We start from the raw sequence: 16,276 nt of genomic DNA, 5'->3' as shown, positions 1-16,276 counted from the left end.
GATCTATGATGACTAAAGTGACTCAACAGCCTTCAAAACAATATGGTCGTCCGGATGATGCAAAAATCATCCCGTTCATGAAGATTGCTAAACCAGCAGCAATCTTCTCGATCCTTATTACTTTAGCGAGTATTTTCTTTATCGCGACTAAAGGTCTTAATTTAGGTTTGGACTTTACAGGTGGTGTTTCTGCCGAGCTTAACTATGCACAACCAGCAAATCAGTCTGACGTTATTCAGGCACTCGACAAAGCTGGTTTTAAAGATGCAGTAGTACAAACGCTAGGTAGTAATAAAGACTTACTCGTGCGTATGCCGGTACAAGAAGTTAAGGTTGAAGATCTTAATAACGCGATTACTAAAGCTGTGCAATTACCAAATAACGCTGCCGAAGTTCATAAAGTGGACTCGGTAGGCGGTCAGGTTGGTAATGAGCTTTATGTTCGTTCGGCTGGAGCGGTTGCTCTTGCGCTGATCTTAATGTTGATCTACGTGACCATTCGCTTTGAGTTTAAACTCGCGATGGGTGCCGTAATGTCTTTATTCCATGACATCATCATTATTATTGGTGCATTTGCATTATTCCAATGGCCATTTGACCTTACAGTTTTAGCTGCTGTACTCGCGGTGATTGGCTTCTCGCTTAACGATAACATCGTGGTTTCAGACCGTATCCGTGAAAACTTCCGTAAGATTCGCGGCGCGACTCCACGTGAAATCGTGGATATTGCTTTAACTGAGACTTTACGCCGTACCATCCATACCTCAATGACCTTATTGCTTGTTGTACTTGCAATGATGTTCTTGGGCGGTGATGGCTTACACTGGTTCTCTGTAGCAATGTTTGTAGGTGTCTTTGTTGGTACTTACTCTTCGATTTATATCGGTACAGCATTTGCGTTGTGGCGTGGTCTTAACCGTCAAGATTTCATCGTTCAGGTTAAACCTGAATTTGAAGATGAAATTCCTTGATTGTTAAACCAAGGCATATAAAAAAACCGCGATTTATTCGCGGTTTTTTTATTAAGCTCAAAATTTATTTACGGCGTAAAGCATCCGAAATAGCTTCAACCAGTTGTTGAGAAATTTCTTGTTTAGATGCTTTTTCTAACTCACGCTTTTTCATATGGTAGCTTTCAGCAAAGAAAACAGTCATCGCATTTTCATCCGAAGCAAAACCAATATCAGCACGAGAAACATCGTTACACGCAATCATGTCTAGTTTTTTAGCAACCAGTTTACCTGCTGCATATTCTTCAACATTCTGCGTTTCGGCAGCAAAGCCCACCATAAATGGACGTTTTTCCTGAGCTGCAATGGTTGCCACAATATCCGGATTTTTCACAAGGGAAACATTCAGCTCATCCCCTGCTTTCTTAATCTTGTGCTCAGCCACTTCTGCAACGCGATAATCAGCTACTGCCGCTGTCGCAATGAAAATGTCGCAACCAGTCTCAAGTGAGTTCATGCTAACATCCAACATTTGTCGTGCAGATGCAACATTGACACGTTGAACACCGTTTGGTGTATCTAAACTTACAGGTCCGGCAATTAAAGTGACTTTTGCGCCCGCCGCATAACATGCAGCCGCTAAAGCAAAGCCCATTTTTCCAGTACTATGGTTTGAGATATAACGAACTGGGTCAATCGCTTCACGTGTTGGTCCAGCAGTAATCACAACTCGCTTACCTGCCAATAAACCAAATTTTTCAGCAATGGCGCGTTGGGCTTGATGGAAATAACCAGCCACTTGACGGGCTATTTCTTCAGGTTCTGGCATACGGCCTAAACCGACATCACCACAAGCCTGTTCACCTGAATCTGGCATAATCACATGCACGCCATCTTCAACTAGCGTTTGCAAATTACGTTGTGTTGCTTTTGCAGCCCACATTTGCTGGTTCATCGCTGGAGCAACCCACACAGGTGCTTTAGTCGCTAAAAATAGAGTACTGAGTAAGTCATCTGCTAAACCATTAGCAAACTTAGCCAGAGTGTCACAGCTTGCAGGCGCAACCAGTAATAAATCAGCCCAACGAGCCAACTCAATATGGCCCATTCCAGCTTCAGCCTCAGGGTCTAAGAGTTCGGTATGTACAGGATTTCCCGAAAGAGCCTGAAACGTTAGAGGGGTAATAAATGCTTGAGCCCCGTGTGTCATCACAACCCGAACGTCGAAACCATAATCTTTAAGACGACGAACCAAAATGGCACTCTTATAGGCAGCAATTCCACCTGTAACGGCTAAAACAATGTTTTTATGAGGAATAACACTTAAATCAAAGCTCACGAACAGGATACCTTACTGTTGCAGTGGCGCTCACAATAGCATTAAATACGCGCAGACCCAAGATTGATTGGGCAAACAAAATAAAATTTTAAGCAGAATATTGCTGGGGAATATGAATACTTCTATTAAAAATTGGCCAGAACAAGAACGGCCAAGAGAACGGTTATTACAACAAGGCCCTCAAAGCCTCTCTGACTCTGAATTACTTGCGATCTTTCTTCGCTCAGGTTCACGCCAACATTCAGCAGTTGAACTCGCACGCTTGCTGATTCAACAATTCGGAAGCCTCAATGCTGTTTTCGATGCATCTTTCAATGAGTTGGCCCAATTTAACGGTATTGGAGCCACCAAGTATTCCCAATTATTGGCCGTAAAAGAGCTTGGACGGCGCTATCTCGACTATCATTTTAGTCAAACTGAGCTAAGCCTTCATTCATCTCATTTGGTTCTAGATTATCTGCGTTATGAATTAAAAGGTGAAAAACAAGAAGTCTTCGCAGTACTTTGCTTAGATGCCGAACTAAGAAAACTGCATTTTAAAAAGTTATTTTTTGGATCAGTTCAGCACTGCGCCGTTTCAGTGAATCAAACTTTACGTTATGCCTTACAACAACATGCTTGCCAACTGGTGATAGCACATAATCATCCCTTTGGTTCTGCACAGCCATCTCCTGAAGATATTAAACTCACAGAGCAACTCCAGCAGGCTTGTCAGCTTGTTGAAATACGTTTACTGGACCATTTTATTATTTCGCCAGAAGGTAGCTTTTCATTTGCTGAACAACAACTGCTCAACCCTACCACAATAGCCGTTCAATGATATTGACAAAGCTTCACTAAGCTTAGAATATCAAAAACAAAAATAGCGACGTTTAAAATAAAATGATTGTTCGTGAACAGCCCAGTATTTTTAAAGTTTTATTCTCTTGGCGAGGGACGATATTACCAAAAATTTTGCCCTCTTTAGGGGTGGTAATGCTGATTTCGGCAATCATTGGTGGGGTTGAATATATTAATCTCTACCGTTTTCCAGAAATTCCTTTAGTTGGCTTCACCTTAATTGGCGTTGTACTTTCTATTTTTTTAGGCTTTAAAAATACGGCATGTTATGACCGTTGGTGGGAAGCTCGGAAACTATGGGGTGTACTCATTGCGACTTCACGTCACTTTGACCGCGACTGTCGTATTTTAACTCAAGCCCGTCGTGAACGAGTCATTCAACATGTGATTGTTTTTGCTAATGTATTACGTGATCGTTTACGTCGTCAGACAGCGAACCCAACTGAGTTAATACAAACCAGTGGTATGAGCCAGCAAGCACTCACCCAACTCTATCAGCAAAATAATGCCCCTCAGTACACACTGAGCCTCATTCACTGGGAATTATTACAAGCACTTAAAGAGGGTGAAATCTCTGACATCATCTATGCACAAATGAATAAAAATGTTTCAGATTTAAGTGTAGTACAAACTGGTTGTGACCGAATCGCCAATACACCTATTCCATTTGCCTATTCAGTTTTGCTCAATCGCACTGTCTATTTTTTCTGTTTTATGTTGCCGTTTAGTCTTGGTTCATTGCTTGGATTAGCAACACCTTTACTGGTCGGAATTTTGGCATACACATTCTTAGGTCTAGATGCTCTAAGCTCTGAAATCGAAGAGCCTTTCGGTACTCAAAGTAATGACTTACCTTTAGATGCCATGGTGCGTAGTATCGAAATTGAACTTTTAGGAACGCTGGGTAAACCAACACCTCCTCCAATTCAAGCTCAAGATAACAACTTGCTTTAGAGCACTATTAGAGAAAACGTTCCCAAATACCCTGCTGGTCAGTCTTTGGTTTAGGGGTGTTACCCAATTTAATCCATGGCATATTTTCTCCATGAAAGTCACTGCCAATTGAAACAGCCAAATGATGCTGATCAATCATACGATCAATCATTTGGCGAGTAGACAAAGGATCTACAGGCGGCGGTAACTCTACGGCGTCACCACCACAACTCGCAAATAACTCAATCAAATAACGCGTATTGGTTGCCGATAGGTCATAACGAGTTGGATGAGCTAAAACTACCAAGCCTTTACTGTTATGAATGACCTCAACCGTTTCTTGTAAACCCAAGCCTTCAAACTTTACAAAGGCGCGTTTACCTTCCTTTAAAAAACGGTCAAAAGCTTGTTGAGGACGGCTCACCACATTCTTTTCAACCAAGGTTTTGGCAATGTGGGTTCTGGTAATACGATCTGGCTGATTTTCAACTTTATCGAGTACATCTTGATAAATATCAAAGCCAATACACTTTTTTAATAGTTCACAAATAACTTCTGCTCTTTGTGCTCTAATTCTTTTTTGTTGTTCTAATGCTTCCAAAATTGGTGCTTCATCTTGCATGTTTAAAGCCACAATATGCACGCCATAGCTTTTTTTTGTGCTTGGCCTAGACCATTGGCTTGAGATCTCGACACCAGAAATAATTTTTAAATCATGGGCTTGTGCTGCTTTCTTTGCACGCTGTAAGCCATCCATTGTATCGTGATCAGTGAGCGCCAAGGTATGCAGCTTCACATCCACAGCAGCTTGCACCAGCAATTCCGGAGACAAAGTTCCATCAGAAATATTGCTATGTGTATGTAAATCTATGCCTTGCATCTTTTATACTATGCCATTCACCAAACCTGATCAGATACTCTAACATGAAAGCACTTCTGGACTTTGTTCCATTAATTATTTTCTTCTATTTATATAAAACTGTTGATCCTGCGAACGCACATCACCCCTTGCTTAAACTGATCGGTTCCGCTGGCGGTGTAAATAACAATAATATTCTGGTCGCCACAACAGGCTTAATTATTTCAATGCTTGTCGTGTATGGTGCTTTGTTTGTCATCCAAAAATTCCGTTTAGATAAACAGCAGTGGATTGTACTGTTTATGACAGTTATTTTTGGTGGCATTACACTCATGTTAAGCGATGATTTTTATATTCGTTTAAAAGCTGCGATTTTGAACTTAGTATTTGCTGGTGCTTTCTTGGTTTCACCTTGGTTTGGTAAAGAACGTAAACCTCTTATTAAACGTTTATTCGACCCAATTTTAGACCTAACTGAAAAAGGTTGGAAAAATTTAAATTTTGCTTGGGCTGCCATGTTTGTCGTAATGTCTGGTTTACATGTTTTCTTCGCGTTTTTATTTCACGGCGGAAAATATTGGGGCGAATTTACTGCATTTGGTGACATGATTGTCATGTTTTCATTTATCATTATTCAGTTCATTATTTTACGTAAACATTTTAAGTCACCAGAAGCTTAATGTGATTTCGGTTTGATTATAGAGATACGACATGCCTTTTTTTGTTCTAAGCTGTACCGATAACGAAGGAACTCTAGAGAAACGTTTAGCAGTACGCCCTCAACATATCGAACGTTTACAAAAACTTGATGATGAAGGTCGTCTTGTTGCCGCTGGAGCTATGCCAAAAGACCCGAATGATCCTCAAGCTGGTTTTTATGGTAGTACCATGATTGTAGAGTTTGATAGCCGTGAAGCTTTAGATGAATGGTTAAAAGAAGAACCATTTTTGAAAGAAGGCATTTATAGCCATATTGATGTCAAACCGTTTAATAAAGCATTTCCAAAAGGGTAAACGCATGCAGCTTGCAACCAAAAGCTTTCTTGGCTTGTGTTTGATCTGTTCAACTGCCGGAGCAGTTGAACCTGCTGCGACACCAGCAACACCACCCACTGTGCCTTCAACTCAGGCAGCTAAACCAGCGCCTACTTCTGCAACTGTAGCTAAACCAACCGCTACAACAGCGGCAGCTACAACACAGCCGCTTACAGCAGAACAAATCGCAAAAAATAAGCAACAGCAAGATGCAAAAATCAAAGCTTTAGTTCAAGATCAAGCATCTCGTCTAAAACAGCTAGAACATGCAAACCTTGAAGCACTTGCACAAAACCAAGAGTTACAGCTAAAGAATGATAACTTGTCTGTTCAGGTACAAGTTTTACAAAGTGAACGTAGTGCTCAAATGTTCTTATATGGCGCAGTAACTCTTGCAGGTGGCGTACTGCTTGGCTTCTTTATTGCGAGTTATGTTTACACCAAACGTCGTCGTCAGTGGTAATTCTGAGCGACTTATTAAACCGAATGAACAAATCAAACCGTATACAAACTGCTGAGCTGGATTGGGAATCTATTGATGGTATTGAAGTTCCCATTTCCAAACAATTTGGTGATGTCTATTTTTCTAAAGATAATGGTCTGCTTGAAACAAGACATGTATTTTTAAATGGCAATGACCTATCAGAACGATTAGCCAATTTACAAGACTTTGAATATTTTAGTGTAGGAGAAACCGGATTTGGTACTGGTTTAAATATTCTTGCACTCTGGCAGCTTTGGCAGCAGGTCCGTCCCCATAACCACAGCCATTTACATGCAATTAGCGTAGAAAAATTTCCTTTAAGCAAAGCAGATCTCATCCGTGCACTCAATGTATGGGATGAACTTAAGCCATTTGCGAAACAACTTATTGAACAATATCCCTTGCCTATTGCAGGATGCCATCGTTTAAGTTTTCCAGAAGAACGTTTTAGCATCGATCTATGGCTAGGAGATGCACAAGATATTTTTCCAAGTATGGTAAAAACGAAAGCAGTGAATGCTTGGTTCCTAGATGGATTTGCACCTTCGTGTAATCCAGATATGTGGGAACAAAACGTTTTAAACAATATTGTACGTCTTTCTGACTATGGCACTACCTTTGCCTCGTTTAGTGTAGCTGGTATTCTCAAACGTGGACTAAAAGCTCATGGCGTTGATATTTCACGTCCTCGTGGCTTCGGGCATAAACGTGAAATGCTTAAAGCAGTTTGGAGAGCACCTTTAAGTGAAGACACCGCACTAGAACCAGATAACCATACTTTCAATTTTACACAGCAGCATATTGCCGTTATTGGCGCAGGGATTGCTGGTTTAAGCACAGCATGGGCTTTTGCTGAACGTGGGCACCAAGTTACTCTATTCGAGCGTACAGCGCCTTTATCAGGAGCTTCTGGCAACCCTTTAGCATTGCTCAATCCAAAACTATGCCCAATTGAACAAAGTCATGAGCACCTGATGACTTTAAGCTGGCAACATGCGCTGAATTTCTATAAAAACTTTCAAGCATTTCGCCCAATTCAAATACAGCAAATGGCATTAAAAAATGCCCAAGATCTTCTCGATCTTGCTGATCAATATCCTGCTGATATTGTTACGCATCAAACAAGCTCACTTGAATCGGACTATCCACACATTGTATTAAGCGAGGCCGGAGCAGTTTCTCCACACCAGTTACGTGATGAAATTTTGCAGCATTCAGGTATTGAATTAAAAATTGCCAATATCACAGCACTTGTTTCTTTTGAAAATAAAGTTCAATTGAAAACAAATGAAGAAATCATTGCAGAGGCAGATCATGTTGTGGTGTGCTGTGCCCGAGAAAGTGCTGCTTTATTTGAGAACTATCCCCCTTTAAAGCCAATACGTGGACAAGTGAGCTGGGTTAATAATTCTTTTGCACCTTTACCTTTACACGAAGCGTATAGCTATGGTGGCTACTGCATGCAGCTTAACTCTTCTCAACTCATTTTAGGGGCATCTTTCTACCCGAACAGAGAAGATCAAAACGTACTCATTGACGACCATGTGCATAACTTTGAATTAATCCACAGTATCTTCCCTACATATGCAAAACAATTACCACCTGTAGAACAATGGCAAGGTCGAGCAGCGGTTCGTGCTCAAAGTCCAGATTATTTCCCAGTAGTTGGAAAAATGCAGAGTGAAAGTCGTATTTCTACCTTTGCAGGTTTAGGTTCAAAGGGCTTTTTATTTGCGCCACTTTGCAGTGAAGTACTTGTTGCCCAAATGTTGGGTGAGACTTGTCCTGTTCCGGAAAGTCTATTAAAGAAATTAAGTGCTGAGCGCTTTCAAAAGAAAGTTAAACCCAAGAAACCGTATTTTAAATCTCAATAGTGCACTTGAGAAAATTTAGTTCCAATAAAAAAGCACCCGAAGGTGCTTTTTTTATGCGCCCTGCTCTAGAGGTAAACCTGCGTCACGAGCTGCACGCGTCCCCCCCATCAGCACGACATATTCACGCGAGGCATCTAAGTCTTCTAGTTTCTCAGCTGCACGAGGAGCTTTGCTACCACCACCACATAAAATATAAATCGGCTGATCCGCAGCGACCTGGTTCAAAATATCAGCATTTAAATCATTAATCGGGCGACTTACCGCACCTTTAACATGCCCTTCTGCATAAGCACTTGAATCACGGACATCCCAGATAACAGCATTTTCTGGGAACTCAAATGTTGTAATTTCTTGTTTACGGATCATTGTGCACTCCTTTGATGTAAACAACACTTGGCAAATGAAGAAAACCCTCTTAGCATCTCAAATATTCTTTCACTTTGTAAAGGTCTAAACTATGCCTTCTTTCGATATTGTTTCTGAATTAGAGTTATTTGAAGTTAATCATGCGGTTCAAAACACACAAAAAGAGATTGCAACACGCTTTGACTTCCGTGGTCACGATGTTTCTATCGAACTAAACGAAAAAAATAAAGAGATCAAAATCAGCACAGAAAGTGATTTCCAGTGTGAACAAGTTTATAACATGTTAGAAAACCATTTTTATAAACGTAAAATTGATGTGCAAGCACTTGATCCACAAAAGGCGGCTGCTTCAGGTAAAAATTTTGTACAAGTGATTAAGCTTAAAGATGGTCTTGACTCTGATACAGCAAAAAAAATTAATAAAGCCATTAAAGAAAGCGGCGTTAAAGTGCAATCTTCTATTCAAGGCGACAAAATCCGTGTGACCGATAAAAAACGTGACACTTTGCAACAAGTCATGACTTTTTTACGTGAACAACAATTCGGTGTGCCATTACAGTTTAATAACTTTAAAGATTAATATCTTTTAGCGACATTCAAAGTTAAGGTAATCCCATGTCTCAATCCAATCGACTATTAAAACTGGTAAAAGCGACTTCAAAATTTCCTAAAGGTGTTCGGAGTACGCTTTGGAGCAAGGCATTTGGCCGTATTGTGCCAATGGTGGGTACAGCCAATATTCGCTATCTGGAAGTAGATGTAAACCATGTGACTGTTCGCTTAGAAAACCAGAAAAACATGCAGAACCATATTAAAGGTGTGCATGCTGCTGCAATGGCACTTTTGGCAGAGACTGCGACAGGTTTTTTAACGGGTTTACATATTCCTGATAACCGCATTTTATTAATCAAATCATTGCACGTTGATTATTTAAAAGTGGTTGAAGGCGGTTTAACAGCAACAGCTACCCTCTCTACAGAACAGCAAAAATATATTGCTGATCATGAGAAAGGTGAACTTGTTATTCCAGTGACAGTTATTGATGATGCAGGTAATGAACCAATCCAATGCCAAATGCTTTGGGCATGGTTACCTAAACGTAAGAAATGATAACTAATCTAAAATATTTTTAGATTGTTATTTACCTCAAGATATAAAAACTACAATTTTATATCTTGAGGTCACAATGAAAAAAATATTGATTCTATCCTCGTTATTTACTAGTTTCATATTTACATCAATTACGACTTACGCTGCCGACCCCACAAATAAAACCAATAAAATTGTTCAATCAAAAACTGAAACAATCGATAAAATAAGTGCTCAAAATAAAAAAATAGTAGTCGACTTTTATGAAGGTGTCTTTTTAAAACATCAAGTTAAAGAATATGCCGACCGTTATATTGGTCATCAATATATCCAGCACAATCCCAACGTTCCTGATGGGAAGGCTCCTTTTGTTAATTTCTTCACTGAGAAATTCCAAAAAAATCCACAAGCTAAAAATGAGATTAAACGTACGATTGCTGAAGGTAATCTTGTCATTTTACATGTCCATTCGACTGAAAACAAAAAAGACCGAGGCCGAGCAATTATTGATATTTTCCGTGTAGAAAATGGAAAAATTGTAGAGCATTGGGATGTGATACAAAACATTCCAGAGCAAAGTAAAAACTCTAATACAATGTTTTAGTGATAGAAATTAAAGCCTGAATACTTATATTCAGGCTTTAAATATTTTATTGAGTTTCTAAAAACTTTTGTTTCGCTTCTTCTGGAATCTGACGCTTATTACCTTTTACATCAACAGCGACAAAGGTAAAAACACCTTCGGTAATACGAATTGGAGCACGAGAATCATCATGACTATCCCAAACTTCAATTTGCATTTGAATAGACGTATTACCTACTTTTAAGATTTTGGTATAGCAGCTAATGACAAAGCCTACTTTTACTGGAACCAAAAAGGTCATCTGATTAATGGAAATCGTGGCACAGCGTCCACGACTAAAACGCTCTGCGTGAATTGCTCCAGCCAAGTCCATTTGTGACACGATCCACCCACCAAACACATCACCACTCCAGTTTGTATCTGCTGGCATGGCAATCGTTTGTAAGGATAAAATTCCTTCTGGTTTGGTATAAGCTTCTGACACCTTAGCTCCCGAAATTCGTTTGAAGTTGTTGATCTAGCCACTGCTGCAATTCAGGAGCGCGTAATGCACCGCTCATTCGAGCAACTTCTGTGGTTTTATTCATTAATACAAGCGTAGGAATACTTCTCACATTAAATGCTTGGCTTAAGCGAGGAGACTCTTCGGTATTAATCTTGGCAAAAATGACACGTGGATTCTGTTTTGCAACTTGTGCAAAATGTGGCGCCATCATTTTACAAGGTCCACACCATTCTGCCCATAAATCTATCAAAATAGGCAGATCACTATTTGTGATGTAGTTACTAAAGTTTTGTTCATTTAACTCAATCGGCGCAAGCGGAAGTAATGGCTGATGGCATTGGCCACAACTCGGTTGCGCACTAAGTTTTTCCTCTGGAACTCTATTTTTTGCACCACACGATGCACATACAATAATCATTTACATCACTCCTATATGCTGATGTAAAAATTCTAATTGGGTCGTCACTGCTTTTTCAAACCATGAACCGTGATAGATATCAAAATGTTTCATATCCCACTCATGATAACTCACAAAAGGAGCAATATTGGTTGCAGCTTCACGACTAGACTCAATTGGAATTAAAGAATCATGCTGAGCAGCAATAAATAAAACTGGAATATTAATCTGACGTACGAGTTGAATTGGACGGTAACGCATCAAATTAAAAAAGACGCGTGCAGGAACTTCTCCACTCCAATAATAATCTGGATTTACAATCGACAAATACCCATAGTAGCTATCTGCTGTTGGCATGAAACATAATTTAAATTGGTCAACAACAGGTAATCTCTTTGGATTAAGGCCCATTTTTGAGCCCATATAATCTTGGCTCGACAACTTTAAAGCTTGGGGATAACGCTGTAATGGATATAGTTTTGCTGTTTCAGCACCGTCTACATATGGAATTTGTACCATAATGGCCTGAATATTTTTCAGTTCAGAAGCTAGACTTAAAGCATATCCCCCACTTAAAGAAGTGCCCCACAAAACAATTCTTCGATTATCTATAAGTTTACAAGTGGAAGCGTATTGAATAATGGTCTTCCAATCTTCCAATTGAGAATTGATAGAAATCATCTCTCGGGGCTTACCTGTACTCCCACCCCAATATCGATAATCAAATAAAATAACAGCATAGCCTGCCTGAGCGAAACGCTGCGCATATTGGATAAGCTTGAATTGACGTAAACCGGCAAAACCATGTGCCATGATAATTACCGCAGATTTATTATTTGTTTTTGGAATATAAAAGTCAGCTGCGATCATTTCCTGATCACATGGAACATATAAAGGCTCAACCGTATAAGCGTGCATATGTGCTCCGTGGCATTATGGTCGAAGTAATGAACTTACAAAAAACATCCTGATCGCCTTTTAAAAATCTATAGCTGTTCTTTTACATAAATTTTATCTATGTAGGAACAACGTTTTAGTGTCTTGTATCTCAGGTTAAGCTTAATGCTATGATACAGCATAAGAGGTTTTATTAAATTTTGGAGTGACGAAATGTCAGATAATGTTGGTTTCGCAGGTCAAATTGGTCCAGAACATGTGGGGCAAGTGGTAGAAAAAGGATTTAAATCTATTATTAATAACCGTCCTGACATGGAAGGTGGTCCAGAACAACCAACAAGTGCTCAAATTGAAGAAGCAGCACGTCAAGCAGGTCTAGATTACGTTTACCAACCTGTAGTTGCGGGTCAAATTACTGAGCTTGATGTTCGTACTTTTGCAAATCACTATAATGAACTTCCAAAACCTGTTCTCATGTTTTGCCGTACAGGAAACCGTTCAAACAATCTTTATCAATTAGCCAAGCAAATGGATTTGTTAGACGATTAAATTAGTGAACGAACTAACCCAAAGCTCTATTTTTACTTAAAAATGGAGCTTTCATTAATAAAAAGAATATATACGACTGCATCAATTCAACAGATATATAAATAGTCTTCAACTAAAGTATTCCAATCGCTTTAAATTTCTCAGTTTTATTATGAATAAACTTATATTCTTACTGGTAAGTTGCCTCATTCTTAGTGCATGCTCATCTATGCAGGTTCGACCTACAGTCGGTGTAAGTATGGGAACACAACTCTAAAAAAGAAGCAGCTTAAATGCTGCTTCTTTTTATATTAATTACCATTTGAACAGTTTGGATCTAACCCATATGGGCTTCCTATATTCGGGGCAATACGATCACTCACAGTCACATCCTTTTTCAAGTAATCTAAAGTAAGAGATGTAGAGCCTTTGATTAAACTTCCCGAAACTGTAGATTTAGCAGTTAACTGAACCGTTAACCACGATGCATAAATTTTAGGATATTGAATCTTAAGGTCAAAGCGACCATTCCCATCTGTTGTGTATTTATTGTTGGTTGCAGCGGTACCAGCACTATTAATATATGATACAACCTGAACTGTAGAATTTTCTTTAAGCGGCTTTAATTGATTAATAACTTCACCATTCATATTCACAGCTTGAACTGGTGCTGTACACGCTGATCTAATAACTGGTAAATATTCATCTGGTTTACCGTCAGCTGGAATAGATGTATCAACAAAATCAAATCCTCCTTTATAATAGGCAAGAGCATTAACACCCATTATTACATCTTGATTTGGTATTGGCTTACCATCAACATCAGTCACTTGTACTGAGATATTTTTATAGTAGTAAACTCCATCACTCGAGTCTTCCATTGTAGTCGGATTATATGCTACAGCAATAGCTCCTACTGCTACTGGTACATCAGAATTAACAACATCAAGTTTATATGTATAAATTTTTGTTGATTGACCAAAATTAGCTTCTAAAACAAGATCATCTGTTACAAATTGAGCAGCGCTATATGATGAAGATCTTTGATTCTCACTAAACGATAACGTATAGCTGATCTGACCATTTGCATCAGTTTGAGTCGCATTCGGTGTAAATCTAACACCATTTAAGACCGAATCTTTAACTTTAAGTGTGATCGCTTGGTTTGCTAAAGTTGCACCATTTGCATCTACAGCTGTTAATGTAACAGTTGTCTGATCACCTCTAACATTTAAAGAGGTCTTTGTAGCATCAAACAATACGATACTCGTGGTATCAGCTTCAGCAGTACTATTACTACCTGTGACTGTCACGGTCTGTTCTTGAGTAAGCGTACCATTATTTGTAGAAGCAATTAATTTAAAACCATTTTTCACCAAATCATTTATAGAACTCGATGTTTTTGGTGTTTTTATAATATATACAGCATTACCTGCCGCATCTGTAGTTTGAGTTGATACTCCTTCTATAGATACATTATTTGTTGGATCAACTAATGCCAAACTAACTTTTGTACCAGCAACACCACCTTTATTTATATCTAGAGCTCTAACAGTAACAGTTAAAGTATCATTCGTTGCAGCAACTGATAATTTATCTAGTTCTATCTTTAAAGCTGTAGCAGTCGCTTGCTGAGATCCACTATTATTACTTCCAGATGAGGAATTACTACTATTTGATGAACCATTCTGGTAATAACCATCACCACCGCCCCCGCCACAACTTGCTAACATAATTGACACAGCAATAGCCGACAACTTCAAGGTAAGTTGTTTTTTATACATACTTTTCATTTCCCCAATCTTTCCTAAAGGTATAAGATTTTTTAATTATTTATATTATTAGTGTAATCATATTCACCACACTCTGTAAACATAAATTACATTGTGTTTTATTATGTAACTTATTAAATGAAAAACTTATAGATATTAGGATTTATAATGTTCGATATAATTATCATCGGCGCAGGTACTGCTGGTATTAGCGCTTATAAAGAAGCCGTTAAACATACCAATAATATTTTAATTATAAATGATGGACCATGGGATACCACTTGCGCACGTGTAGGGTGTATGCCAAGTAAAGTTCTCATCTCTACAGCAAATCGTATGTATGACATCCAAAATACTCAAGGAGTTGGACTGAGTGCTTCCGTAGATATTAATACTGATCAGGTTATGGAGCATGTAAGAACCTTACGTGACCGTTTTACGAAGGCAACTCTTAAAGATGTAGAGCAATGGCCAACTGAACATAAAGTTTCAGGTAAAGCACATTTTATTGATTCGGAAACTATTGAAGTGAATGGTAAACAATACCAATCAAAAAGCTTTATTCTTGCAGTGGGTTCCACTCCTAATTATGATCAAACATGGAAACAAGAATTAGGTGAACGCCTTATTACCACAGACCAAATATTTGAATTAGATACTCTACCTAAATCTATTGCCGTTATTGGAAGTGGAGTAATTGCTCTTGAGATCGCACAAGCTATGCATCGGTTGGGAGTAGAAACAACTATATTTGCTCGTAGTAAAAGAATTGGAATATTTACTAGCTCTAAATTACAGCAACTTGCTCAAGAAGAGCTAAGTAAAGAGTTAAATTTTTTATTTGAAACATTACCAACCAAAGTAAAGTCTACTTCTAATGGCGTTATATTAAATTATAAAATTGATGAAAGAGAAAAGTCTATTCAAGCTGAGTATGTATTATCTGCAACAGGCCGTTCGAGCTTACTAGATACGCTAAAATTAGAGAATATTGATAAATCTTTTCAGGATATTAAGTTATTACCTATAAATGCTAAAACAAAACAACTAGATAACTATCCAATTTTTATTGCTGGGGATGCTTATACTTCAACGCCACTACAACATGAAGCTGCCCATGAAGGCAAAAAAGTTGTTCAGAACTGTCTGAATTATCCACAAGTTAAATCAGTTAAGACTCTCACTCCATTAGGAATAGTATTTAGTCATCCAGAAATGGCAATTGTAGGGCAAAGTTATAAACAGCTAAAAGATAATGGAGTAGAGTTTGTCACAGGTGAGGCATCTTATGAAAGACAAGGAAGAGGTATTGTTCTCGGAAAGAATAAAGGGGCTATTGAAGTTTATATAGAACGAGAAAGCCAAAAGCTACTTGGTGCCGAGTTATTTACCGAGGCAACGGAGCATATGGCTCACCTATTAAGCTGGATTATTGGTGAAGAATTAACTTTAAATGAAATTCTAGAAAAACCTTTTTATCATCCTACTCTTGAAGAAGGCTTACGCACTGCTCTAAAACATGCGCGTAGGCAATTGAAATAATTATTCTCGGAAGAGTTTACTTAATTAAAGTTAGGCTCTTCTTCTATACTTCTTTAAATAGTTTTCTGATCCATTTTCCTTTAGTTTATATTTTTATAAACATCTAATGTCTAAAGATTTGTGGATTAAACTTCGCCTTTATTCCGCCCATAAAGCAACACCCCAATCTCTTTCGAGACCGGGGTGTTTAGAATAATGAGCTGGCGATGACTTACTCTCACATGGGTAACCCCACACTACCATCAGCGCTAAGAGGTTTCACTTCTGAGTTCGGGAAGGGATC

General features: G+C 38.7%; 19 protein-coding genes and 1 rRNA gene. 12 read left to right on the top strand and 8 right to left on the bottom strand.

The annotated features are described in order from the left end of the window. The first annotated feature begins 5 nt into the window (after positions 1–5). Complete coding sequence (secF, locus tag ACG59Z_RS12245) at positions 6–971, top strand: protein translocase subunit SecF (protein WP_019457463.1); 966 nt, start codon at positions 6–8, stop codon at positions 969–971. Positions 972–1,035: 64 nt separating this feature from the next. Here the strand turns inward: secF and coaBC are convergent, their stop codons facing one another. Further along, positions 1,036–2,289, bottom strand: coding sequence for a bifunctional phosphopantothenoylcysteine decarboxylase/phosphopantothenate--cysteine ligase CoaBC (gene coaBC, locus ACG59Z_RS12240; RefSeq protein WP_049063470.1), 1,254 nt, complete (start codon positions 2,287–2,289; stop codon positions 1,036–1,038). 100 nt (positions 2,290–2,389) lie between these two features. Here coaBC and radC point away from each other — a divergent pair, with 100 nt between their 5' ends. Both radC and ACG59Z_RS12230 read left to right on the top strand, forming a co-directional pair. Next, positions 2,390–3,109, top strand: a complete 720-nt coding sequence (gene radC / locus ACG59Z_RS12235; protein WP_080593553.1) for a DNA repair protein RadC — start codon at positions 2,390–2,392, stop codon at positions 3,107–3,109. A gap of 62 nt (positions 3,110–3,171) precedes the next feature. Next, complete coding sequence (locus ACG59Z_RS12230; protein WP_005072669.1) at positions 3,172–4,083, top strand: bestrophin family protein; 912 nt, start codon at positions 3,172–3,174, stop codon at positions 4,081–4,083. 7 nt (positions 4,084–4,090) lie between these two features. On the opposite strand, the gene ACG59Z_RS12225 is transcribed toward ACG59Z_RS12230, so the two are convergent. Beyond that, a complete protein-coding gene (locus tag ACG59Z_RS12225; RefSeq protein WP_400199611.1) occupies positions 4,091–4,942 on the bottom strand; it encodes a PHP domain-containing protein in 852 nt (283 codons plus the stop codon). A gap of 44 nt (positions 4,943–4,986) precedes the next feature. On the opposite strand from ACG59Z_RS12225, the gene ACG59Z_RS12220 reads away from it, so the two are divergent. Genes ACG59Z_RS12220 through mnmC form a run of 4 tightly spaced genes read left to right on the top strand, consistent with a single transcriptional unit; the run spans position 4,987 to position 8,314 of the window. Beyond that, positions 4,987–5,601 carry a septation protein IspZ gene (locus ACG59Z_RS12220; RefSeq protein ID WP_400199609.1) on the top strand — a complete coding sequence of 205 codons (615 nt, stop codon included), beginning with the start codon at positions 4,987–4,989 and terminating at the stop codon, positions 5,599–5,601. A gap of 31 nt (positions 5,602–5,632) precedes the next feature. Beyond that, positions 5,633–5,935 (top strand): YciI family protein, encoded by a 303-nt coding sequence (locus tag ACG59Z_RS12215; protein ID WP_002051453.1) that lies wholly within the window; start codon positions 5,633–5,635, stop codon positions 5,933–5,935. Positions 5,936–5,939: 4 nt separating this feature from the next. Then, positions 5,940–6,419, top strand: coding sequence for a hypothetical protein (locus ACG59Z_RS12210; protein WP_311069823.1), 480 nt, complete (start codon positions 5,940–5,942; stop codon positions 6,417–6,419). 23 nt (positions 6,420–6,442) lie between these two features. After that, entirely contained in the window at positions 6,443–8,314 is a 1,872-nt protein-coding gene (gene mnmC, locus ACG59Z_RS12205) for an FAD-dependent 5-carboxymethylaminomethyl-2-thiouridine(34) oxidoreductase MnmC (RefSeq protein WP_400199607.1), read from the top strand. A gap of 51 nt (positions 8,315–8,365) precedes the next feature. Here the strand turns inward: mnmC and ACG59Z_RS12200 are convergent, their stop codons facing one another. Then, positions 8,366–8,680, bottom strand: coding sequence for a rhodanese-like domain-containing protein (locus ACG59Z_RS12200; protein ID WP_002051246.1), 315 nt, complete (start codon positions 8,678–8,680; stop codon positions 8,366–8,368). A gap of 91 nt (positions 8,681–8,771) precedes the next feature. On the opposite strand from ACG59Z_RS12200, the gene ACG59Z_RS12195 reads away from it, so the two are divergent. The 3 genes from ACG59Z_RS12195 (at position 8,772) to ACG59Z_RS12185 (ending at position 10,373) form a co-directional block, all read left to right on the top strand. Beyond that, positions 8,772–9,260 carry a YajQ family cyclic di-GMP-binding protein gene (locus ACG59Z_RS12195; RefSeq protein ID WP_002051423.1) on the top strand — a complete coding sequence of 163 codons (489 nt, stop codon included), beginning with the start codon at positions 8,772–8,774 and terminating at the stop codon, positions 9,258–9,260. A 35-nt stretch (positions 9,261–9,295) separates the two neighbouring features. After that, positions 9,296–9,790 carry a DUF4442 domain-containing protein gene (locus ACG59Z_RS12190; RefSeq protein WP_311069821.1) on the top strand — a complete coding sequence of 165 codons (495 nt, stop codon included), beginning with the start codon at positions 9,296–9,298 and terminating at the stop codon, positions 9,788–9,790. A gap of 76 nt (positions 9,791–9,866) precedes the next feature. After that, positions 9,867–10,373 carry an ester cyclase gene (locus ACG59Z_RS12185; protein WP_400199604.1) on the top strand — a complete coding sequence of 169 codons (507 nt, stop codon included), beginning with the start codon at positions 9,867–9,869 and terminating at the stop codon, positions 10,371–10,373. 46 nt (positions 10,374–10,419) lie between these two features. Here ACG59Z_RS12185 and ACG59Z_RS12180 read toward each other — a convergent pair whose 3' ends face one another. From ACG59Z_RS12180 to ACG59Z_RS12170, 3 genes are read right to left on the bottom strand one after another with little or no spacing between them, the layout of a single operon-like run. Further along, positions 10,420–10,836 (bottom strand): acyl-CoA thioesterase, encoded by a 417-nt coding sequence (locus tag ACG59Z_RS12180; protein ID WP_002051216.1) that lies wholly within the window; start codon positions 10,834–10,836, stop codon positions 10,420–10,422. Position 10,837: 1 nt separating this feature from the next. Continuing rightward, positions 10,838–11,275, bottom strand: a complete 438-nt coding sequence (gene trxC, locus ACG59Z_RS12175) for a thioredoxin TrxC (RefSeq protein WP_002051446.1) — start codon at positions 11,273–11,275, stop codon at positions 10,838–10,840. After that, positions 11,276–12,172, bottom strand: coding sequence for an alpha/beta hydrolase (locus ACG59Z_RS12170; RefSeq protein WP_263614602.1), 897 nt, complete (start codon positions 12,170–12,172; stop codon positions 11,276–11,278). A gap of 192 nt (positions 12,173–12,364) precedes the next feature. On the opposite strand from ACG59Z_RS12170, the gene ACG59Z_RS12165 reads away from it, so the two are divergent. Beyond that, positions 12,365–12,700 (top strand): TIGR01244 family sulfur transferase, encoded by a 336-nt coding sequence (locus ACG59Z_RS12165; protein ID WP_049063451.1) that lies wholly within the window; start codon positions 12,365–12,367, stop codon positions 12,698–12,700. Between the two features lie 290 nt (positions 12,701–12,990). On the opposite strand, the gene ACG59Z_RS12160 is transcribed toward ACG59Z_RS12165, so the two are convergent. Then, on the bottom strand, positions 12,991–14,472 hold the full coding sequence (locus ACG59Z_RS12160) for a hypothetical protein (RefSeq protein WP_400199600.1): 1,482 nt from the start codon (positions 14,470–14,472) through the stop codon (positions 12,991–12,993). 147 nt (positions 14,473–14,619) lie between these two features. On the opposite strand from ACG59Z_RS12160, the gene ACG59Z_RS12155 reads away from it, so the two are divergent. Further along, the gene (locus ACG59Z_RS12155) at positions 14,620–15,993 is read left to right on the top strand and encodes a dihydrolipoyl dehydrogenase (RefSeq protein WP_400199598.1); all 1,374 of its coding nucleotides are present in this window, start codon (positions 14,620–14,622) and stop codon (positions 15,991–15,993) included. Between the two features lie 198 nt (positions 15,994–16,191). Here ACG59Z_RS12155 and rrf read toward each other — a convergent pair. Beyond that, positions 16,192–16,276, bottom strand: a 5S ribosomal RNA gene (gene rrf, locus ACG59Z_RS12150); the annotation flags it as partial.

Source organism: Acinetobacter sp. ABJ_C1_1, from assembly GCF_044684115.1.
In the GTDB taxonomy this organism is placed as follows: Bacteria; Pseudomonadota; Gammaproteobacteria; order Pseudomonadales; family Moraxellaceae; genus Acinetobacter; species Acinetobacter nosocomialis_A.
This window is presented reverse-complemented; position numbering and strand designations above follow the sequence as displayed.